This is a genomic window from Micromonospora sp. SCSIO 07396, assembly GCF_053667945.1.
The window spans coordinates 6,615,994-6,635,863 of record NZ_CM132210.1 but is presented as its reverse complement, the minus strand read 5'-3'; the positions used below and the strand labels follow the sequence as shown (position 1 = coordinate 6,635,863).

20 protein-coding genes and 1 tRNA gene are annotated in these 19,870 nt (G+C 72.9%); 9 read left to right on the top strand and 12 right to left on the bottom strand.

All coding sequences use genetic code 11. The features are described from left to right. Positions 1 to 384: 384 nt before the first annotated feature. Positions 385 to 1,095: a class I SAM-dependent methyltransferase gene (locus ACWCHM_RS29390; RefSeq protein ID WP_204958253.1), complete on the top strand. Its 711-nt coding sequence runs from the start codon at positions 385 to 387 to the stop codon at positions 1,093 to 1,095. 51 nt (positions 1,096 to 1,146) lie between these two features. On the opposite strand, the gene ACWCHM_RS29385 is transcribed toward ACWCHM_RS29390, so the two are convergent. Next, on the bottom strand, positions 1,147 to 1,680 hold the full coding sequence (locus ACWCHM_RS29385) for a YbhB/YbcL family Raf kinase inhibitor-like protein (RefSeq protein ID WP_204958254.1): 534 nt from the start codon (positions 1,678 to 1,680) through the stop codon (positions 1,147 to 1,149). 133 nt (positions 1,681 to 1,813) lie between these two features. Between ACWCHM_RS29385 and ACWCHM_RS29380 the strand changes: the two genes are divergently transcribed. Together ACWCHM_RS29380 and ACWCHM_RS29375 are read left to right on the top strand one after the other, a co-directional pair. Then, a complete protein-coding gene (locus ACWCHM_RS29380) occupies positions 1,814 to 2,194 on the top strand; it encodes a nuclear transport factor 2 family protein (protein ID WP_281901816.1) in 381 nt (126 codons plus the stop codon). A 113-nt stretch (positions 2,195 to 2,307) separates the two neighbouring features. Continuing rightward, positions 2,308 to 4,056 carry an RNA-binding domain-containing protein gene (locus tag ACWCHM_RS29375; protein WP_454220624.1) on the top strand — a complete coding sequence of 583 codons (1,749 nt, stop codon included), beginning with the start codon at positions 2,308 to 2,310 and terminating at the stop codon, positions 4,054 to 4,056. A gap of 80 nt (positions 4,057 to 4,136) precedes the next feature. On the opposite strand, the gene ACWCHM_RS29370 is transcribed toward ACWCHM_RS29375, so the two are convergent. Further along, positions 4,137 to 4,223 (bottom strand) — tRNA-Ser (locus tag ACWCHM_RS29370). A 295-nt stretch (positions 4,224 to 4,518) separates the two neighbouring features. On the opposite strand from ACWCHM_RS29370, the gene ACWCHM_RS29365 reads away from it, so the two are divergent. Further along, positions 4,519 to 5,496, top strand: coding sequence for an NAD(P)H-quinone oxidoreductase (locus ACWCHM_RS29365; RefSeq protein WP_454220623.1), 978 nt, complete (start codon positions 4,519 to 4,521; stop codon positions 5,494 to 5,496). Between the two features lie 81 nt (positions 5,497 to 5,577). Here ACWCHM_RS29365 and soxR read toward each other — a convergent pair whose 3' ends face one another. Continuing rightward, positions 5,578 to 6,039: a redox-sensitive transcriptional activator SoxR gene (soxR, locus tag ACWCHM_RS29360; protein ID WP_145923118.1), complete on the bottom strand. Its 462-nt coding sequence runs from the start codon at positions 6,037 to 6,039 to the stop codon at positions 5,578 to 5,580. A 45-nt stretch (positions 6,040 to 6,084) separates the two neighbouring features. On the opposite strand from soxR, the gene ACWCHM_RS29355 reads away from it, so the two are divergent. Then, positions 6,085 to 6,807, top strand: coding sequence for a transketolase (locus ACWCHM_RS29355; protein WP_454220622.1), 723 nt, complete (start codon positions 6,085 to 6,087; stop codon positions 6,805 to 6,807). Between the two features lie 2 nt (positions 6,808 to 6,809). Next, positions 6,810 to 7,694, top strand: coding sequence for a transketolase family protein (locus ACWCHM_RS29350; RefSeq protein WP_454223206.1), 885 nt, complete (start codon positions 6,810 to 6,812; stop codon positions 7,692 to 7,694). Between the two features lie 24 nt (positions 7,695 to 7,718). On the opposite strand, the gene ACWCHM_RS29345 is transcribed toward ACWCHM_RS29350, so the two are convergent. Continuing rightward, the gene (locus ACWCHM_RS29345) at positions 7,719 to 8,423 is read right to left on the bottom strand and encodes a glycosyltransferase family 2 protein (protein ID WP_204958912.1); all 705 of its coding nucleotides are present in this window, start codon (positions 8,421 to 8,423) and stop codon (positions 7,719 to 7,721) included. A 145-nt stretch (positions 8,424 to 8,568) separates the two neighbouring features. Here ACWCHM_RS29345 and ACWCHM_RS29340 point away from each other — a divergent pair, with 145 nt between their 5' ends. Continuing rightward, positions 8,569 to 10,803, top strand: coding sequence for a phospholipid carrier-dependent glycosyltransferase (locus tag ACWCHM_RS29340; RefSeq protein ID WP_454220621.1), 2,235 nt, complete (start codon positions 8,569 to 8,571; stop codon positions 10,801 to 10,803). 66 nt (positions 10,804 to 10,869) lie between these two features. On the opposite strand, the gene ACWCHM_RS29335 is transcribed toward ACWCHM_RS29340, so the two are convergent. From ACWCHM_RS29335 to ACWCHM_RS29310, 6 genes are all read right to left on the bottom strand, one after another. Next, positions 10,870 to 11,472: a hypothetical protein gene (locus ACWCHM_RS29335; RefSeq protein WP_454220620.1), complete on the bottom strand. Its 603-nt coding sequence runs from the start codon at positions 11,470 to 11,472 to the stop codon at positions 10,870 to 10,872. A gap of 55 nt (positions 11,473 to 11,527) precedes the next feature. After that, on the bottom strand, positions 11,528 to 12,955 hold the full coding sequence (locus ACWCHM_RS29330; protein WP_204958261.1) for a sensor histidine kinase: 1,428 nt from the start codon (positions 12,953 to 12,955) through the stop codon (positions 11,528 to 11,530). Continuing rightward, a complete protein-coding gene (locus tag ACWCHM_RS29325; protein WP_204958262.1) occupies positions 12,948 to 13,643 on the bottom strand; it encodes a response regulator transcription factor in 696 nt (231 codons plus the stop codon). The genes ACWCHM_RS29330 and ACWCHM_RS29325 overlap by 8 nt, the downstream gene beginning before the upstream one ends. Positions 13,644 to 13,750: 107 nt before the next feature. Next, on the bottom strand, positions 13,751 to 14,263 hold the full coding sequence (locus tag ACWCHM_RS29320) for a hypothetical protein (RefSeq protein ID WP_204958263.1): 513 nt from the start codon (positions 14,261 to 14,263) through the stop codon (positions 13,751 to 13,753). 118 nt (positions 14,264 to 14,381) lie between these two features. Further along, positions 14,382 to 15,428: a phosphotransferase gene (locus ACWCHM_RS29315; RefSeq protein ID WP_281901805.1), complete on the bottom strand. Its 1,047-nt coding sequence runs from the start codon at positions 15,426 to 15,428 to the stop codon at positions 14,382 to 14,384. A gap of 140 nt (positions 15,429 to 15,568) precedes the next feature. Then, positions 15,569 to 16,741, bottom strand: coding sequence for a thiolase family protein (locus ACWCHM_RS29310; RefSeq protein ID WP_204958265.1), 1,173 nt, complete (start codon positions 16,739 to 16,741; stop codon positions 15,569 to 15,571). 104 nt (positions 16,742 to 16,845) lie between these two features. Between ACWCHM_RS29310 and ACWCHM_RS29305 the strand changes: the two genes are divergently transcribed. Further along, entirely contained in the window at positions 16,846 to 17,271 is a 426-nt protein-coding gene (locus tag ACWCHM_RS29305) for a PH domain-containing protein (protein WP_454220616.1), read from the top strand. Positions 17,272 to 17,300: 29 nt separating this feature from the next. Here ACWCHM_RS29305 and ACWCHM_RS29300 read toward each other — a convergent pair whose 3' ends face one another. Together ACWCHM_RS29300 and ACWCHM_RS29295 are read right to left on the bottom strand one after the other, a co-directional pair. After that, positions 17,301 to 18,248: a rhomboid family intramembrane serine protease gene (locus ACWCHM_RS29300; RefSeq protein WP_454220614.1), complete on the bottom strand. Its 948-nt coding sequence runs from the start codon at positions 18,246 to 18,248 to the stop codon at positions 17,301 to 17,303. Between the two features lie 27 nt (positions 18,249 to 18,275). Next, positions 18,276 to 18,806: a peptidylprolyl isomerase gene (locus ACWCHM_RS29295; RefSeq protein ID WP_204958268.1), complete on the bottom strand. Its 531-nt coding sequence runs from the start codon at positions 18,804 to 18,806 to the stop codon at positions 18,276 to 18,278. An 84-nt stretch (positions 18,807 to 18,890) separates the two neighbouring features. On the opposite strand from ACWCHM_RS29295, the gene ACWCHM_RS29290 reads away from it, so the two are divergent. After that, positions 18,891 to 19,787, top strand: coding sequence for a hypothetical protein (locus tag ACWCHM_RS29290; protein WP_281901797.1), 897 nt, complete (start codon positions 18,891 to 18,893; stop codon positions 19,785 to 19,787). The last annotated feature ends 83 nt before the right edge of the window (positions 19,788 to 19,870 follow it).

Here is a 19,870-nt window from a genome sequence, read left to right as displayed (position 1 = left end):
TCCCACCGCCACCCGGCGGCCGACGGACGGGCCGGCACCGACGGCCCGGCACGCGGTGAACGGCCTGCCGGGAGCACCCGCCGCCAGCGCCGCCGGACGACCCGTCGGGCCGGCGTCGACAAGGCGTCCCCGACGTCGGATCGACCGGTCCCGCGCTCCGATTCGGGAGTAGTCATAACAATTCAGAGCGTAGTTGGCCTATGGCCGTCACGTGACATGTTTCGGGTACTGCCGTACTATGTGCCGGGTTCGCCGACCGCCGATCACGTGCCCTCCCCCGACCACATTTCGGCCCTCACAGTGCCCTGTTTCCTCCGCCCCTGCTGCGGATGATTCACTCTGTCGGTCCAGGCGCGGGTCAGTCATATCGTGAGGAATCGACGCATGGTAGAAATCCTTGGGGATCAGCGCGTCCAGGCAGAGGTGCTGGAGGGTCTGGCCACCGCGGTCAACCACCGTCGGTGGTTCGTCGAGCTGGCGGTGCCCCACCTCGGTGACGACCCCATCGAAATCGGCAGCGGCCTGGGCGACTACGCCCTGGAATGGGCCAAACACGTTCCCCGCTTCACCGCCACCGAGGCCGACCCGGACCGGCTCGTCCTGCTCAAGGAGCGGCTGGTCGACGAGCCGACCATCGAGGTCCGCGAGATGCTGCTGCCGCACCCTGGCGGCGGCGACTACAGCGCGGCCGTGTCGTACAACGTGCTGGAGCACATCGAGGACCACGTGGGCGCGCTGCGCAGCATGCGCGACCTGGTCCGGCCCGGCGGGGCGGTGATCATCATCGTGCCGGCGTTCCAGTTCGCGATGGGCCCCGCCGACATCGCCACCGGCCACGTGCGCCGCTACACCAAGAAGACCCTCGGCGACGCGATGACCGCGGCCGGGCTGCGGGTCGAGACGATGCACTACGCCAACGCGCTCGGCCTGATCGGCTACTTCATGGCCACCAAGGTCTTCCGGCTGATGCCGAAGGAGGGCCCGATGGTCAAGGTGTACGACACCCTCGTCCTGCCCGCCACCAAGGCCGCCGAGCAGCTCGTCCGGCCCCCGTTCGGTCAGTCCGTCTTCGCCGTCGCCCGGGTGCCCGGCTGAGGGCCCCGCACGCCCGCCGGTCCCGCCCACGCGGGACCGGCGGACCACCGTTCACTCCTTGATCTGGTACGTCGGCCTGATGACCGCCCGCGCCAGGGTGTGGAACGCCAGGTTGAAGCCGACGTACGCGGGGCTGGCGTCCGGCCCGACGCCGAGCGTGTCGACGTCGACCGCGTGCACGGCGAAGACGTACCGGTGCGGGCGGTCGCCCGGCGGCGGGGCCGCGCCGCCGTAGCCGGTGTCGCCGTAGTCGTTGCGGACGCTGAACGCCCCGCCCAGGTCCGCCTCCCGCACGCCGGTCGGCAGGCTGGTCGTTGAGGCGGGCACGTCGACCAGCACCCAGTGCCAGAAGCCGCTGCCGGTCGGGGCGTCCGGGTCGAAGCAGGTCACCACGAAACTCTTCGTCTCGGCCGGGAAGCCCGACCAGGCCAGGTGCGGGGAGACGTTCTCGCCACCGGTGCTGCCGTGCGCGTACCGGGCCTCCATCGGCTCGCCGTTGTGCACGTCGTCGCTGGTCAGGTCGAACGACGGAACGGTCGGCAGCAGCTCGTACGGGTCCGGGGCGATCGGTCGTTCCAGGGTCATCGGGAAGGTCCTTCCGGTGTGCGCGTTTTCCTCTGCCCCTTCTTACCCCGCCGGGCCGGCACGACGAACCGGAAGCACCACGCAGCGTCGGGCCGCCAGAATGAGGGGACGCGGCGGACGACCGGGAGGGCACATGCAGGACACCGAACGTGAGGCGGAACTGTTGGAGGCGGAGCGCCGCCTCCAGGCCGCCCAGCGGGCCGGCGACGTGGCCGCGCTCGACGCCCTGCTCGACGACCGCCTGATCGCCGTCGGGCCGGACGGTCGTACCTTCGGCAAGTCCGACGACCTGGCCGCCCACCGCAGTGGCACCTCGGTGCTCGACGAGCTGGTGGAGGAGGAGTTGGAGCTGGTCGTGGCCGGCACGACCGGGGTGACGTTCTTCCGGGGACGGGTCAGCGGCACCTTCGAGGGTGCACCGTTCGCAGCGCGGTTGCGCTACACCCGCACCTGGGCCTACGACGACGGGTACGGCTGGCGCATCCTCGCCGCCCACCTCAGCCCCGCCCCCTGACCACCCAGTTGACCCAGCTGACGAATCCGGCTTGTGGGGAGCGCGCTACCGCCCTTTGCGTCGACTTTGGGGCTAGTCTGCTTTTGTCACTTCCCCCAAAGGAGCCGCAAAGGATGTTCCACGACGTACTACCGGATCTTGAGGCCATCCTCGCGGGAGCCGCAGCGGGAAAGCGGGAGAGCAGTGTTCTCGACTTCAAGGTGGCAAAGCCCAACCTCAAGGAGGCGTGGGTTGACCTGTCCGAGGCTGCCGTGTGCTTCGCGAACGCCTCGGGCGGGACGATCGTCGTCGGGGTCGCCGATACACCCGGCGGACGGCGAGCGTTCGTCGGATGCGAACTGGACGAGCAGACGCTACGTCAGCGCATCTATCACCTGACAACCCCGGGGCTGCTCGTCGAGATTGACGTCATCCACTTCGCCGACAGCCGCCTCCTGGCAATCCGGGTGCCTGAGGGGATTGAGGTCTACTCCACCGTTCGTGGGTACACCTACCACAGAGTCAACGACGAGTGCCTGCCCATGCGCCCCGCAGAGGTCACCCGTCTTTCCGAAGAACGCCGGGGGATCGACTGGTCCGCAGCCTCCAGCACCCGTCCCCTGGATGACGTGGACCCCTTGGCGCTCAGGCAGTGCAGGCGGCTTCTTACCAATTCCGTCGATTCCCGACGCCAATCTTATGCCCGACTGTCGGACCATGATCTACTGCGCGCGCTGAAGGCGGTGGGCGACGACGGTTATCTGACCCGCACCGGCGAACTTCTCCTATGCGCAGCGGCCTCGTCGGTTCCGCCGGATGGACTGGTGTACCAACACCGGAAAACCCAGTCCGGCGAACCTGACGCGATCATGCGTCTGGGCACTCCACTCGTTCTTGCCTTCGACGAGCTCCTCCAAGCCATCCGGGCCCGCCAAGGGATCACGCCTGTCACTCTGCCGGACGGGCAGCAGCTTCAGATTGAGGACTATCCGATGACGGCGGTCCGGGAAGCCGTCGCCAATGCGCTCATTCATGGCGACTGGCGCACCCGGCTGCCGGTGTCAATCGAGCATTCGACGCAATATCTGAAGGTGACGTCTCCGGGCCCACTGGTGGCCGGTATAACAGTCGACAACATCCTGACCAAGGGCTCGCGCGCCCGCCATCCCGCACTGGCTGCCGCTTTCCGGCTCTTGGGTTTGGCGGAAGAAGTTGGCCAGGGAGTCGACCGGATGTACCGAGAGATGATCCGTTCGGGGCGCGACACGCCGCTCATCACCGACGAAAACGATCAAGTCGTCGTCCTTTTCCGAGGACAGGCACCCAACACCCGGATCACCAAGTTCCTGGCCACCCTCCCTCCGGACGAACAGGAGGACACGGACGCCCTGTTGATCGTCCTCCTACTCTGCACCAAGCGCACCATCGGTGCGAAGCAACTCGCCCCGATCATCCAACGGTCGGAGACGGAGGCCCAAGCCGCCCTGCGACGGTTGTCGAACCATCCTTCGATGCTGTTAGAGCCAACCAGGGGAACAGCGAACCGCACCCAACCGACCTACCGGTTGACGGCCGACGCCCTCTCCCGTCTCGGAAATGCCGTGGCCTATCACGGGCGAAGCAGCGACGAGGTGGACCGAAAAGTGATCGAGCACATGCGGGACTACGGCGAGATCAACAACAGGACTGTGCAGCGCTTGTTCGACGTGGACGTCTATGCCGCCCGCGACATCCTCAAGGATCTGGTCGAGCGAGATCTGCTCACCCGGACATCAGAACAGACCCGCGGCGTTGCTGTTCGTTACGGTCCGGGATCGATGTTCCCGGCGACGACCAGGCGGGGCCCTTCCCCCAGGACCAGAAGGAGTGACACGGGGCGGTGAGTCTCGGTGGCACGGAACCGGGAGCCGCCCCCCCATGACTGGTATCTGAGCTGTTCAGGGCGTTTGTGCTGTCCAGGGAGCGGAGGGTGTGGGATTCGAACCCACGAAGACATCGCTGCCTTACCGGTTTTCAAGACCAGCGCCATCGGCCACTAGGCGAACCCTCCCGAACCGCCACCCGGGGGTGTGCGGCCCGTGCCTAGTCTGCCACGAACCGCGTCCGGACGAGCCGGCCCATCGCCGTCGGGCGCAGTCCGGCGTACCGGAAGAGGGTCCTTGATCCCTGCCATGACCAGCATGACCTCACCCGGACGGTCCACTGTGGCCGAATTTCCGGCCGTCGTGGGCGAGCGGTGGACCGCCCGGGACGACGGCCGGTGGATATTGCCGGCCGGACCTGCCCACATGGCGCTTGTCGACAGACGGGCGTGGTTCCCGGCCCGGATCGGGTAAGACTGGGCCATGCACGCGATCACGATCCCGGAACCCGGTGGACCCGACGCGCTCGTCTGGGCGGAGGTGCCCGACCCGGAGCCCGGCCCGGGTGAGGTGGTAGTCGAGGTGACCGCCAGCGCGGTGAACCGGGCCGACCTGCTCCAGCGGCAGGGGCAGTATCCGCCGCCGCCGGGCGTGCCCGCGTACCCCGGGTTGGAGTGTTCGGGGGTGATCGGCGCGCTCGGCGCGGGGGTGACCGGGTGGGCGGTGGGTCAGCCGGTGTGCGCGCTGCTGGCCGGCGGCGGGTACGCCGAGCGGGTGGCCGTGCCGGCCGGGCAACTGCTGCCGGTGCCGGCCGGTGTCGACCCGGTCGACGCCGCCGCGCTGCCCGAGGTGGCCTGCACGGTCTGGTCGAACCTGGTCCGGGTGGCCCACCTGGGCAGGGGCGAGACGCTGCTGGTGCACGGCGGCGGCAGCGGGATCGGCACGTTCGCGGTGCAGTTCGGCGCGGCGCTGGGCGCGACGGTGGTGGCGACCGCCCGGTCGACCAAGCACGACAGACTGCGGGAGTTGGGGGCCGCGCACACCGTCGACTACCGCGAGCAGGATTTCGTGGCGGAGGTCCGGCGGGTCACCGACGGGCGGGGTGCGGACGTCATCCTCGACATCATGGGCGCGTCCTATCTTGGCCGGAACGTGGCGGCGCTGGCCGACGGCGGCCGGCTGGTGGTGATCGGCATGCAGGGCGGCCGGAAGGCGGAGCTGGACCTGGGCGCACTGCTGGCGAAGCGGGCGTCGGTGACGGCGACCGCGCTGCGGTCCCGCCCGCTGGCCGACAAGGCGGAGATCGTGCGGGGTGTGCGGGAGCAGGTGTGGCCGCTGGTGGAGGCGGGCGCCATCCGGCCGATCGTGGACCGGCGGCTGCCGATGCGCGACGCCGCGCAGGCGCACCGGCTGGTCGAGTCGAGCGACCACGTGGGCAAGGTGCTGCTCACCACCGGGTGACGGCTCCGGCCGGGGCACGGGGTGCCCCGGTGAGCCTGCCGGACGACCAGGCGTCGGCAAGGGCGCAGGCCCCGGGGCCACTCAGGCCGGCGGGCGCGGGCCGTCGCGGCGGGGCAGCACCAGGCGGGCGCCGGGGCCCTCGCCGGCCAGCGTGTCACCCGGGTTGTAGAGGGTGCAGCGCTGCAACGACAGGCAGCCGCAGCCGATGCAGCCGTCCAGGTCGTCGCGGAGCTTGCCGAGCAGCTTGATCCGTTCGTCCAGCCGTTCCCGCCAGGTGCGGGACAGGGCGGCCCAGTCGTCGGGGCTGGGGGCGCGGGACGAGGGCAGCGAGTCCAGCGCCGCGCGGATCTCGTCGAGTGAGATGCCGACCTGCTGGGAGATCCGGATGAACGCCACCCGGCGCAGCTCGGTGCGGGCGTAGCGACGCTGGTTGCCGCCGGTGCGTTCGGCGTGGATCAGCCCGAGGCGTTCGTAGTAGCGCAGCGCCGACTGGGCCACCCCGCTACGCGCGGAGAGCTGACCGATGGTGAGCGATTCGTGCATCACTGCCCTTGAGTTGAAGTTAACTTCAAGTTGCACGCTAGCCACATGACCGCACCGACCGCAACCCACCTGCCGGGCCACGCCCTGCCCGCCCCCGTCGTCGCGCCGCTGGAACGCCTCCGCGCCGGACGCCACTACGACGCCAACGTGTACTCCACCGTCGACGTGCACTGGGTGCTCTACGACCGGGTGCTGCGGGTCACCCCGGCCACCGTCGACGACCCGGACCGGGACCGCTTCCTGCTCTCCAAGGGGCACGCCGTGGCCGGCTACTACGCCGTGCTCGCCGCCAAGGGGTTCATCCCCCTCGACTGGCTCGACGACGCGGGCGGACCCGACAGCCGCCTCGGCGGCCACCCCGACCGCACCCTGGTCCCCGGCGTCGAGATCGGCTCCGGCTCGCTCGGCCACGGCCTCGGACTGGGCGTGGGCACCGCGCTCGGCCTGCGCGCCCAGGGCCGCACCACCCCCCGGGTGTACGTCCTGCTCGGCGACGCCGAACTCGACGAGGGCTCCAACCACGAGGCGATCGCGTACGCCGGGGCGACCGGCCTGGCCGGGCTCACCGCGATCGTGGTCGACAACGCGTCGGCCAGTCACGGCTGGCCGGGTGGGGTGGCCAGCCGGTTCACCGTCAACGGCTGGACCGCCGCCACCGTCGACGGGCACGACCACGACGCCCTGCACGCCGCCCTCACCGGCCACGACGGCCACCGCCCGCACGTCGTCGTCGCCGTCGACGGACCGACCCCGGGGAGCGGGAAATGACCATGCGGGACACCTTCGTCGCCAGCGCCACCGGGTTCCTCGCCGACCCCCGGACCACGATCGTGCTGGCCGACATCTCCGCCGACGCCTTCACCGAGGCGGGCCGACGGTATCCGGACCGGGTGGTCAACGTGGGCATCCGGGAACAGTTGATGATCGGGGTGGCCGGTGGGCTCGCCCTGACCGGGCAGCGCCCGATCGTGCACAGCTACGCCCCGTTCCTCGTCGAGCGGGCGTACGAGCAGATCAAGCTGGACCTCGACCACCAGGGGGTCGGCGCGGTGCTGGTCAGCATCGGCGCGTCGTACGACCGGGCGGAGGCCGGCCGGACCCACCTCGCCCCGGCCGACGTCGCCCTGATCGACACCCTCGACGGCTGGACGGTGCACGTGCCCGGCCACCCCGACGAGGTACCCGAGCTGCTGCACGACGCGGTCTGCGGGCAGCACTCGACCTACCTGCGGCTGTCCCTGCGCAGCAACGCGCGGGCGTACCCGAAGGCGGGTGGGTTGCAGGTGGTACGCGACGCCGGAGCCGGCGCGGCGCTGCTGGTGGCGGTCGGTCCGGTGCTCGACGCCGCGCTCGCGGCGGTGGCCGGCCTGCCGGTGACGGTGGCCTACACGCACCGGCCCCGGCCGTTCGACGTGACCGGGCTGCGGGCGCTGGCCGGCGGTGAGGTGGTCGTGGTGGAGCCCTACCTGGCCGGCACCTCGACGCGGGTGGTGGCCGAGGCGCTGGCCGACCGACCGCACCGGCTGCTCAGCCTCGGCGTGGGTCGGGCGGAACTGCGGCGCTACGGCACCGCCGGGGACCACGACCGGTGGCACGGCCTCGACCCGGCCGGACTACGCCGGGCGGTCGGCAGGTTCCTGACCCGGGCGGGATGACCGGGGGCGAACCGGGAGGACGGGTCAGCGGGGCGTGCGGTCGGGCCGGCGGCGGGTCCGCTCCCGGCCGAGGATCCAGATCGCCTCGACCCCGTCCTTCCAGGTGATCTTCTTGCCCTCCTCGCGCCCGCGCGCCCGGTAGCTGATCGGCACCTCGTACGGGCGGATGCGCCGGCGCAGCAACTTGCCGGTCACCTCCGCCTCCATCCCGAAGCCCCGGGACCGGACGCCCAGCGACCGGTACAGCTCGACAGGCATCAGCTTGAAACAGGTCTCCAGGTCGCCGATGTAGGAGTTGAACAGCACGTTCGCCGCCATCGTGACGCCCTTGTTGCCCATCACGTACCAGAAGCTGTAGGCGCTGTGGCTGCCGAAGGTGCGGTTGCCGTAGACCACGGTGGCCCGCCCGTCGAGCACCGGGGCGAGCAGCCGGGGGATGTCCTGCGGGTCGTACTCCAGGTCGGCGTCGAGGATGACCATGTACTCACCCTCGGCGCTGTCCACGGCCGTCTTGATCGCCGCGCCCTTGCCCGCGTTGCGGGGGTGGGTGATCACCCGCAGCCGCGAGTCGTCCGCCCGGCCGAGGATCTCCCCGGTGCCGTCCCGGCTGCCGTCGTCCACCACGACCAGCTCGATCTCGCAGGGATAATCGACCGCCAATGCCTGCTTGAGGGCATCCGCGATGCGTTCTTCCTCGTTGTAGACCGGCATGAGGATCGAGAGCTTCACGGGAATCTCCACGGTGGCGACAGTAAGTCGGGCCTAGCCTAGCCTGGCAGGTCAGCCGCGCGAGGGTCGCCACCACAGCGGCTGGTGCCCGTCATCGGACCGGCCGGCACCCGGTCACTGCGCGGAATGGTGTTTACTTCCGCCCATGTCGGCAGCCGGCTGGATGCTCGTGGCGGCCCCCGTCGCCGCGCTCGTGTCACTCACCGCCCTCCTGCGCCCCCGGGCCGCCGGGGTGGTCGCCCCGCACCGCCTCGGCCTGGTCCGGGCCGCCCTGCTGACCGGTGTCTTCGCCGTGCTGACCGTGGAGGTGCTGGGCGCCCTCGACGCGCTCACCCTGCCCGCCTTCGCCCTGGCCTGGGTGCTCTTCGTCGCGGGGGTCGCGGTGGCGGTCGGCCGGCGACGCGACCCCGCCGCGACCCCGGCCGCCGTCGCGGGCAGCCGGCGGGCGGTGCTGGTCGGCGCGGCCGTCGGCGGCCCTGCGGCGGACCGGCGGACCGGCAGCGCGACGTCCGGGCCGCAGCCGCCTGCCGATGCCGTGGCACCCCCGACCACCGTCCGGGGCGGCGTCGCGGCGTTGCTTTCCGGCTGGGCGGACCGGCTGACCCACCTCCGGCGTACGGCGACCCGGGGCGAACGGCTGCTCGCCGGCACGGTGCTCGCCGTGGTGCTGACCGAACTGGTGGTGGCGCTGCTGGCCGAGCCGAACAACTTCGACTCGCAGACGTACCACCTGCCGAAGGTGGAGCACTGGGTGGCCCAGGGCAGCCTGGAGTTCTGGCCCACCGCCATCCACCGGCAGGTGACCATCCCGCCCGGCGCGGAGTACCTGCTGCTGCATCTGCGCCTGTTCACCGGCGGGGACGCCCTGCACAACCTGGTGCAGTGGGCCGCCGGCCTCGGTTGCCTGCTCGTGGCCACCCGGATCACCGCCCAGCTCGGCGGGGGCCGGCGGGCCCAACTGCTCACCGCGTTCCTGCTAGCCACCACGCCGATGGTGGCCCTCCAGGCGACCAGCACCCAGACCGACCTGGTCGCCGCCGCCTGGGCCGCCTGCGCCGCCACCCTGGTGCTGGACGGCCTGCGCCGCCGGGCCGGGCTGACCGACGCGCTGGCGCTCGGCGCGGCCACCGGCCTGACCGCACTGACCAAGACCAGCGGGCTGATCGCCGTCGGGCCGCTGCTGCTGCTCTGGGGCCTGGCCCAGCTCCGGCTGGCCGTCCGCCCCGACGGGGTCACCGCCGACCCGGCCGGCCGGGCGCTCGGTCGGTCCAGGTCGGACCCGACGGACCGGCCGGGACCGAGCGGGGCCCGGCAGGTGGCCCGGACGGTGGGCGGCTCGCTGCTGGTGGTGCTGGTCGCGGCGACGGTGGTGGGGCCGTTCCTGGCCCGGGAGACGGCCGAGTTCGGTCACCCGCTGGGGCCGCCCCGGTTGCGGGAGTCCATCCCGATGGAACGGCACGACCCGGCCGCCGTGCTGGTCAACGCGCTGCGGATCGGGCACACCGCGTTCGACACCCCGTTGGCTCCGCTGCGTGCCGGCACCGCCGAGGCGATCATGGACGGCTCCCGGGCGGTCGGCGTCGACCCGCAGGACCGGGCCATCACGTTCGGCCGGGAGGTCTTTCCGGTGCCCTCCTGGTATCCCGACGAGGACCGGGTGGCCTTCCCGCTGGCCGGGGCGCTGGCGCTGGTCGGGGCGGTCGTCGCGCTGGCCCGCCCGCGCCGGCTCGTCCCCGGCCGGTCGGGTGCCCTGCGGGCGTACGCGGGGGTGGTGGTGGGCGCGGTGGTCCTACACACCGCGATGATCAAGTGGCAGCCGTGGGGGAACCGGCTGCTCCTGTACGCGCTGGTGCTGGCCGTACCCCTGGCGGGGCTCTGGGTCGACGCGGTGCTGCGGCGGCGGGCCGGGACGGGCCGCCGGTCGGTGGCCGCCGGGCTGGCGGTGACCGTGCTTGCCACCTCCGCGCTGGCCGGCGTGCTGGCCCTGTCCTACGGCTTCCCGCGCCGGCTGGTCGGCGCGGGTTCGGTCGTCACCACCGGCGAGTGGGACACCCGGTTCCTACGCCGCCCGCAGTGGGCCGACGAGTTCCGCTGGGCCGCCTCGGCGGTACGGGCCAGCGACGCCCGACGGATCGGCCTGGTGCAGCAGAACGACAACTGGGAGTACCCCTGGTGGTTGCTGCTGCGCGCCGACGACGGTCGGTCGCCCGACCTGGTGGCGTTGCAGTCGGTGCTGCCGGACCGGCCACCGGCCGACCCCACGTCGGTCGACGCGATCGTCTGCACCGGCCCCCGCACCCAGTGCGCCCGACTCGTTCCGGCCGGCTGGACGATCGAGTACCGCGACCACGTCGGCTACGCGTTGCCCCCGGCCCGCTGAGCCACCGGGAACACACGTCGGGGCCGGCGTGGTGGTCCACGCCGACCCCGACCGGTCCCCCACGGGTCACTTCTGCTTGATCGGCACCACGATCAGCCGGGCGACGCTGGCGTCCCCGTCCTTGGCCCCGGCCACGTTGACCTTGGTGCCCACCTTCACGTCGCTGGCCTTGACGGTGGTCCGGCGCTCGACCACCCGCAGCTGGTCGCCCAGCTTCCAGGTCAGGGTGAAGCCGTCGGTGGACTTCACCGTCGCCGAGTCCCCGTCGATCGCGGTCACCTCGCCGCGCTGCACGACGACGGTCTTCGTACCGTCCTTGGTCTGCACCACCGCTTCACCGTGCAGGCCGTTGCGGCCCAGCTGCACCCGGGCCTGCCGGCGCTGCCGCAGCTCCTTCAACCGTTCGCCACGCTTGCCCTTCTCCCCGGCCTGCGGGGACGGGGTGGCGGACGCGGCGGGCTCGGCGGGCTCGGCGAGCAGATCCAACTCGGCCGGGTCGAGGCCCCACGCGGCCAGCGCCAACCCCTCGACGCCCAGGGCGGCGGCCACGTCGACCGTGGCGGCCTTCGTACCGTCCTGCGCGACCTGGGCCGACCCGCAGCCGGCGACGCCGAACGTGAGCGCCGCGAGCAGCGAGGTGGCGGTGACGGCGATTCCCCGATAAGCCATGACTGTCCTCTCGTCCGTGATGCCACCAGCCTGGCGGAACGGGATGGGCGCGGGGTCAGGCCGATGTTCGGGTCAGGTAAGGACTTGCGGGTAGCCGGACGGTGAACGCCGCGCCCCCCTCGGCGGCGTGTCCGGCGACGATCTCCCCGCCGAGTCGGCGGACCAGCCCGGCGGCCAACGCCAGCCCCAACCCGCTGCCCACCTTGCGGAGCCCCCGGTAACGCTGGTGCAGCGCCCCGCGTTCGAAGGCCACCGCCAGGTCGTCGTCGGTGAAACCGGGTCCGCCGTCGCGGACCTCCACCAGCCCACCGGCGGTCGGCCCGGCACCGGCCGGCCGGACCGCGAGCACCACCGGCGCCCCCGGCGGTACGACCCGCAGCGCGTTCTCCAGCAGCCCGTCCACCACCTGCCGGATCCGTCCCGGATCGGTGTACGCGGGCACCGCCGTGCCCGGCGTCTCCAGCCGGAACGGCACCCCGACCGCCGCACACCGCTCCGACCAGGTGCGTTCGGCGTCGGCGGCCAGCCGGGTGAGGTCCACCGGCACCGGTTCCAGCGGGAAGTCCACCGCCTCCAGCCGGGCCAGCGCCAACAGGTCGGCGACCAGCCGGTCCAGGTGCTGCGCCTCGGCGAGCATGGTCCGGCCCGTCGCGGTCGCCTCGTCCGCGCCGATCACCCCGTCGGCGAGCGCCTCCGCCCACCCCCGGATCGCGGTCAACGGGGTCCGCAGCTCGTGCGAGACGGAGAGCAGGAACTCCCGCTGCCGGCCCTCGCTGGTGGCCAGCGCGGCGGCCAGCCCGTTCAACGCGTACGCCAGGTCGGCGACCTCGTCGGGCGGTTCGACGGGCACCCGGACGGCCCGGTCACCGGCGCGCAGCCGGGCGGCGGCGGTGGCGGCGTGCCGGATCGGCCGGGCCAGTCGACGGGCCAGCAGCAGCCCGGCCGCCGCCCCGGCGGTGAGCCCGGCCAGCAGCGGCAGCCACAGGGCGCGCAGCACCTGCCGCCACGGTCCCTGCGGGGTGGCCCGGGTCAGCACCACCCCCTCCCCGCCGGGCAGCGCCCGCCCCTCGACGAGGGTCCGTTGGCCGTTGACGAACCGTCGGCCGGAGACGTCCCGGCCGGCGGAGACCCGGTTCACCACCTGCCGGGGCAGGCCGGGGCGGTCGGCCAGCCCGCCCTGGACGACGTACACCTCGATCTGCTGGTCCTTGAGCTGGCGGATCAGCCGGTCGCCGGCCGCGTCGCGCTGGCGGCTGGGCCGCACCTTCAGCACGTCGGCGGCGAGCCGGGCCTGCGCGGCAAGCGCCTCCTGGTCGCGGCGCTCCACCCCGCGTACCGCCAGGGGAACCGCGACCAGGGCGGTGACCAGCACCGACACCAGCGCCACCGCACAGGTGACCAGCACCGCGCGGGCGGTCAGCGTGTGCAGGGACCGGCGGCGGCGCGGGGTGGTGCCCCGGCGGGGGGCGGAGGGTTCAGCCATCGGCGGCGTACCCGACGCCCCGGTGGGTGCGGATCACGCTGGCCGCGCCGAGCTTCGCCCGGACCTGGGCGACGTGCACGTCGACGGTACGGGTGCCGGCGTGCGCCGCGTACCCCCAGACCCCGGCCAGCAGTTCCTCCCGGGTGAAGACCCGGCCGGGGCGGGCCATCAGGTGGGCGAGCAGGTCGAACTCGGTGGAGGTGAGCTGGACCGGGGTGCCGGCCGCGAGCACCGTGCGCCGGGCCGGGTCGAGGGTGACCGGGCCGACGGTGCGGGGCCGGTCCGCGCCGTCGGGGGCGCCGACGGTCCGCCGTAGCACCGCCCGGACCCGGGCCACCAGTTCGCGCGGGCTGAACGGTTTGGTCACGTAGTCGTCGGCGCCCAACTCCAGGCCGACGATCCGGTCGACCTCGTCGTCGCGGGCGGTGAGGAAGATCACCGGGGTCCAGTCGCCGGACTCACGCAGCCGCCGGCAGATCTCGGTGCCGGCCAGGCCCGGCAGGGTGATGTCGAGGACGCAGGCCACCGGGCGCAGCCGGCGGGCGGCGGACAGCCCGGCCGTGCCGTCCCGTTCCAGGTGTACGCCGAACCCGTCCCGGTCCAGGTAGAGCCGGACCAGGTCGGCGATGGCCGGCTCGTCCTCCACGACGAGGACGAGCCCACGCGGCGGTGTGGCATCGACGGTCACCGGCCCATGATGACCGACAGGGGCTCGGGCGCAACGGAGGGCCGTGTTCGGGTCAGGTAAGGAACCGGTCAGCGGGGCGGCAGCGCGTGTGGTGACGCGACGGGCGGTCAGCGGGCCGGCAGCGGGCGCAGCAGCGGGGCCGGCGCGACGGTCGGTGCGTCACCGATGGTGGCGACGACCCGTTCCTCGGGTCGGCGCAGCCGGGTCCGGAACGCGTGGTGCAGCAGCGTGTCGAGCTGCCACACCTGCTTCGGGTGCTGGGTACGGATCACGAACCGTTCGCGTACCCCGTCGATCGCGGTGGCGGCCAGCTCGACGGCCTGGGCGCGCGGGTCGGGGCTCCAGGTGACGTTGCTCAGCTCCCGCAGTTCGGTGTTGAGGTGCAGGCGCAACCGGTGCAGTACCCGGGTCTGCCGGGTCACCACCAGCCGACGGTGGGTGAGCAGCAGGAGATAGTCGCCGTCGACCGGGCGGTCGGGACGGGCACACCGGGCGACCAGGATGGTGGCGTCCCCCGACCCGACGCACTGGCGGAAGACCGGCATGTGCCGGCTCACCGTCTGGACCGCCAGCCCGGTCTCGGCGGCGGCCGGGAGGAAGGTGCGCGAGAAGACGTCCATACCTGGCCAACGAGCCGTGACCCGGGGTGATGTGGGTCACTGTCGACTTTTGGAACTTCCACTCCTGCGGGTCGCACCGCCGGTGCGTCTTTCCGCGCCGACGACCCGCCCCGGGACGTCACACGGGCATCGGCGCGAACAGTTCACCAAGCCAACCCGGCACCGCGTCGGCGTACTCGGCGCGACCCGGGTCGGTGGTGGCCAGCGCCCGCCGCCAGGACAGCGCCCGGCTCACCGTGGTCACCCGGACGGCCAACCCGGCGGCCTCCCGCAGGGCCGCCCGGTCGTGCCGGTCGGTCCACGCCTCCAGGTAGGCGTCCCGCAGCCGCAGCAGCACCGGGTCCCCCTCGGGCAGCGAGTAGGTGTGCGCCACCGACCGCAGGGTCACCAGCAGGGTGCCGAACGGGTACGCCACGGAGGCGTCCCCCCAGTCGAAGAAGCGGTAACCGTCGGCGGCGAACACGTTCCCGTCGTGCAGGTCGTCGTGCTGCACGCTGGCCGGGATGCCGGTGTCGGCGAGCCGCCCGCAGTCCTCGGCGAAACGCGGCTGGTACGCCCGAAGCCGCTCGTAGGTCGCCGCGTCCAGCCCCCCGTCGTCGCTCCCGTCGCCGTCGCCGGTGGTGGCCTCCGGGCGGGCGTCGGGGTCGCCGGGTCCGGGGTCGAGGAGCAGGGCGGCGCGGTCGTCGAGCAGCCCGGCGAGCAGGGCCGGCAGGGCCGCCGGCCGGTGGTCGGGCACGCCGAGTGCGACGAGGTCGTCGGCCAGGGGAGACACCGTCCGTTGCAGGTCGGCGTAGGCGGCCAGCACGTCGGCCCACCGGGTCGGGTCGGGTTCGGCCAGGTCACGCAGGGACGGGCCGCCGTGGGGCAGCAGTGACCAGCCCCGCGCCGGGTCCACGGCCACCGGGTCGAGCACCAGGCCGGGGGCGAGCCGGGGCAGTTCGGCCAGCAGCACCGCCTCGTACGCCGTGCCGGGGTTGTTCGCCTTGAACCAGTACGGCCCGGCGTCGGTGGGCACCTGCCAGACCAGCGACCAGGGGCGCTGCCGGGCCTCGACCGGGCCGGTGACCCGCCGGCCGTGCCGGTCGAGCTGCCCGGTCACCCAGTCCAGCGCGGTGGCCCGCCACTGCGGGTCGGCCCAGCCGGGGGCCACGGAGACGATCGTCACGCCGCGCAGAGTAGGCCACCCACCCACCCCGGCACCCGCCATTTTCGGTCGGACGGAATCGCGAGGGAGCCGAGGTGGCGGCAGCGGAGCCACCCGGACACCGCCACATCGGCCCCGTTACGGGGGATCGGCGGACGGCGTCAGAGGAGTTCGAGAATGGTGGCGTTGGCCATGCCGCCGCCCTCGCACATGGTCTGCAGGCCGTACCGGAGGTCGTTGTCCCGCATGTGCTGGAGCATCGTCGTCATGATCCGGGCACCGGACGCGCCGAGCGGGTGCCCCAGCGCGATCGCCCCGCCGCGCGGGTTCAACCGCTCCGGGTCGGCCTCGGTCTCGGCGAGCCAGGCCAGCGGCACCGGGGCGAACGCCTCGTTCACCTCGTACACGCCGATCTCCTCGATGCCCAGGCCGGCGCGGCGCAGCGCCTTCGCGGTGGCCGGGATGGGGGCGGTGAGCATGGCGACCGGGTCGTCGGCGGCGACCACGGCGGTGTGCACCCGGGCCAGCGGGCGCAGGCCGTGGCGGCTGGCCCACTCGCTGGTGGTGACGGCGAGCGCGGCGGCCCCGTCGGAGATCTGCGACGCGGACCCGGCGGTCACCACCCCGTCGGCGCGGAACGGGGTCTTCAGCTCGCCGAGCGCGGCGAGCGAGGTGTCCCGACGGATGCCCTCGTCGGCGGTGAACGAACGGCCGTCACTCAACGGCACCGGGGCAAGCTCCGGGTCGAACGCCCCGGCGTCCTGCGCGGCGGCGGCCTTCTCGTGGCTGGCCAGGGCGAACTCGTCGAGCTGGCTGCGGGAGAAGCGCCACCGGGCGGCGATCAGCTCGGCGCCGACCCCCTGGTTGAACGGGAGCGGCTGGTCGTCGGCGAAGCCCTCGACCCCCCGGTAGCGGGCCCGGATGCGGTCGCTGAACGGCATGCCGTCGCCGACGCTGGACCCCATCGGCACCCGGGTCATCGACTCGACGCCACCGGCCACCACCAGGTCGGCCTGACCGGAGACCACCGTCGCGGCGGCGAAGTGCAGGGCCTGCTGGCTGGAACCGCACTGCCGGTCGAGGGTGGTGCCGGGCACCGACTCGGGCCAGCCGGCGGCGAGCACGGCGTTGCGGGCGACGTTCCACGACTGCTCGCCGACCTGGGACACGCAGCCCCAGACCACGTCGTCGACCTGGCCGGGATCGATGCCGGTGCGGTCGGCGAGGGCGCGCAGCACGTGCGCCGACAGGTCGACCGGGTGCACCTCGGCCAGGCCGCCCTTGCGTCGCCCGACCGGGGTACGCACCGCACCGACGATGACTGCGTCACTCATGACTACTCCCCGGTAACTTCGGCTGTGTCGATACTACGTCCCCGGACGCCGGTCCGCCGCCCGCGTCGCCGGGGCCGGCCTGGCGCGGCTGGCATGCTGGGACGGTGCATCCACCAACGTCTCCGGCCCGTCAGTGGCGGGTCCCCCCGACGGTCCCGGCGGTGAAGCTGGCCGGCGCGGTCGGGCTGGTCGCCCTCGGACTACTGCTCGCCGACGGCGACCCGGTCCGGCTGGCGCTGGCCGTCGCCGCCGCCGTGGGTATCACCGCCTGGGCGGTACGCGACCTGCTCGCCCCGGTCCGGCTCGCGGTCGACGCCGACGGGATCACCGTCGCGCGGGGGTACGCCGGCCGGCGGCACCTGCCGTGGGAGGCGGTGGAGGCGGTCACCGTGGACCGACGGACCCGGTTCGGGCTGACCGGCGAGACGTTGGAGATCGACGCTGGCGAGACCCTGCACCTGCTCGGCCGGGCCGACCTGGGCGCGCCCCCGGCCGAGGTGGCCGAGGCGGTCCGGGCCGCCCGTCCCTAAGGTGGCGCACGGCCCCGCCCCGGTACCGCTCAGCCGAGCAGCATCACCGTGCGGACGATCACCAGTCCGAGCAGCGCGAGCAGGATGACCCCCGCACCGACCGCCTGGAACACCGAGCGCCGCATCCGGGGGGCGTACGCCAACACGAGCGCCATCAGCGCCCCGACGATCAGCCCGCCGACGTGGCCCGGGATGGAGATGCCCGGCACGGTGAACGTGAAGATCAGGTTGATCACCAGGATCGGCAGGATCGCCGAGGTGTCCCGGCCGAGCCGGCGCATCAGCACGAAGACCGCCGCGAACAGCCCGAAGATCGCCGTCGAGGCACCCGCCGACGCGGTGTTGGGGCTGCTGAACAGGTAGGCCGCGACGTTGCCGCCGAGCCCGGCCATCAGATAGAGGCCGAGGAACCGCAGCGGCCCGAGCAGCGCCTCCAGCTCCCGCCCCAGCACCCAGAGCGCCCACATGTTGAGCAGCAGGTGCACCACGCCGTAGTGCAGGAACATCGCGGTGACCAGCCGGTACCACTCGCCGGAGGCGACCCCGTGGGCCTCGCCGAACGGCACGTACGAGGCGTAGCTGAGCACCGAACCCCACTGGGTCAGCGGGGTGCCGCCGCCGAGCAGGCCGCCGAAGCCGGAACCACCGATCAGCGAGTCCCCGCCCCGGTCACTGAGCACCGAGACGATCATCACCAGCACGTTCAGCGCGATCAGGGTGCGGGTGACCAGGCCGCGACGGCCGGCGGCACCGCCACCGAAGGCGGTACGCGCCGGCCGTACGCTGCGGCGTCCCTCGTTCACGCACTCCGGGCACTGGTGGCCGACGGGAGCGTCCCGCATGCAGTCCGGACAGATCGGCCGGTCGCAGCGGGAGCACCTGAGGTACGTCTCCCGGTCGGAGTGGCGGTAGCAGACCGGGGTGGTCGGCACCGACCCACCGGTGGCGTCGCCGGCCGGCCCGGAGCGTTCAGTCATGCGTGCAAAGGTACCTCGCAGCCGCGGTCAGGCCCCGGTGCGCTCGATCTCGACCCGCTCGATCACCACGTCCTGCAACGGCCGGTCGCTCGGGCCGGTGGGGGTGTTGGCGATCGAGTCCACCACCTTCGCCGACTGCTCGTCGGCCACCTGGCCGAAGATGGTGTGCCGGTTGTTCAGGTGCGGGGTCGCCCCGACGGTGATGAAGAACTGCGAGCCGTTGGTGCCCGGCCCGGCGTTCGCCATCGCCAGCAGGTACGGCCGGTCGAAGCGCAGTTCCGGGTGGAACTCGTCGGCGAACGTGTAACCCGGGCCACCCCGGCCGGTGCCGGTCGGGTCGCCCATCTGGATCATGAAGCCGCTGATCACCCGGTGCGAGATGGTGCCGTCGTAGTACGGCCCGTTGCCCGGCTTACCGGTGCGGGGATCGGTGTATTCCTTCTTGCCCTCGGCCAGCTCCACGAAGTTACGAACCGTCTTCGGAGCGTGATTGCCGAAGAGTTCCAGCCGGATCGGGCCAGCGTTGGTGTGCAAGGTGGCGTAGACAGCCTCGGCCACGGGTACTCCTCACTCGTTGGTCAGTTCCATGCGGATCCTCCCATGTGCCCCATCTGGCAGTGCGGAGGCATCCGTTGGTGGAGGATGACGAAGGAACAACTCCCAGGAGGTGGGACCGTGTTTGGAATCGGGCGGCGCAAGACCCAGGGGCAGCTGGCAAAGGTGGAGCTGCACCAGGGCATCGGTCACCTGAGGCAGGCCGCCACGCACGCGGCGAAGGGCGCCGGCGCCACGGTCGGACCGCGGGTCCAGTCGGCCCGTAGTGCCGTCGCACCGACCGCCGTCGCGGTGCGGGACCGGGCCTCCAGCGGCCTGGCGACGACGGCCGCGGCACTCGCCCCGGTGGCCCTGGCGGTGCGCCACGCCCAGGCCGAGGCCGCCGGCAAGGCGGTGGCCGGCAAGAAGGCCGCCGCAGCCAAGCAGGCCAGGGTGACCAAGAAGATCAAGGCGAAGAGCCCGAAGGCCCGCAAGCAGAAGCGGACCTCGCGCGGCATGATGGCCGGCCTGCTGGTCGCCGGCACGGTGGCCGGGGTGGCCGGCGCGATGGCCCTGCGTCGCCGCCGCGAGCAGCAGGAGTGGGCCGAGTACGACCCGACCCGCAGCATCGGCACCGCCCCCGTCCCGTCGGCCACCTCCGGTTCGGCGGCCACCGGCGTCTCCACCGGTCCGGCCGCCACCGGCGTCTCCACCGCCCCGGCCGCCGCCGGCGTCGACGCCCCCCGCGACGACGTCGACATCCTGGTGGTGGAGACCCCGTCGGCGGGCGGCACCACGCCCACCGGTTCGGCCACCCCGGCCACCGGCGTCGGCAGTTCCGCGGTGGCGTCCGGCACCCCGGCCGGCAAGCCGGTGATCCACCCCAACGACAAGGTCCCCTCGGTCGCCGAGGGCGCCACCGACGTCTCCGGCCGGCCGGCCGACGACCTCGGCAAGGCGCTCGACGCCGCTCGGAACCAGGCGCAGTCCGGCACCCGGCGCTGATCCCCCGCACCACGTCGGCGGCGCGGCGACGACCCCACAGGTCGTCCCGCGCCGCAGCCGACTTCCGGCGGGTCGCGGGCCGC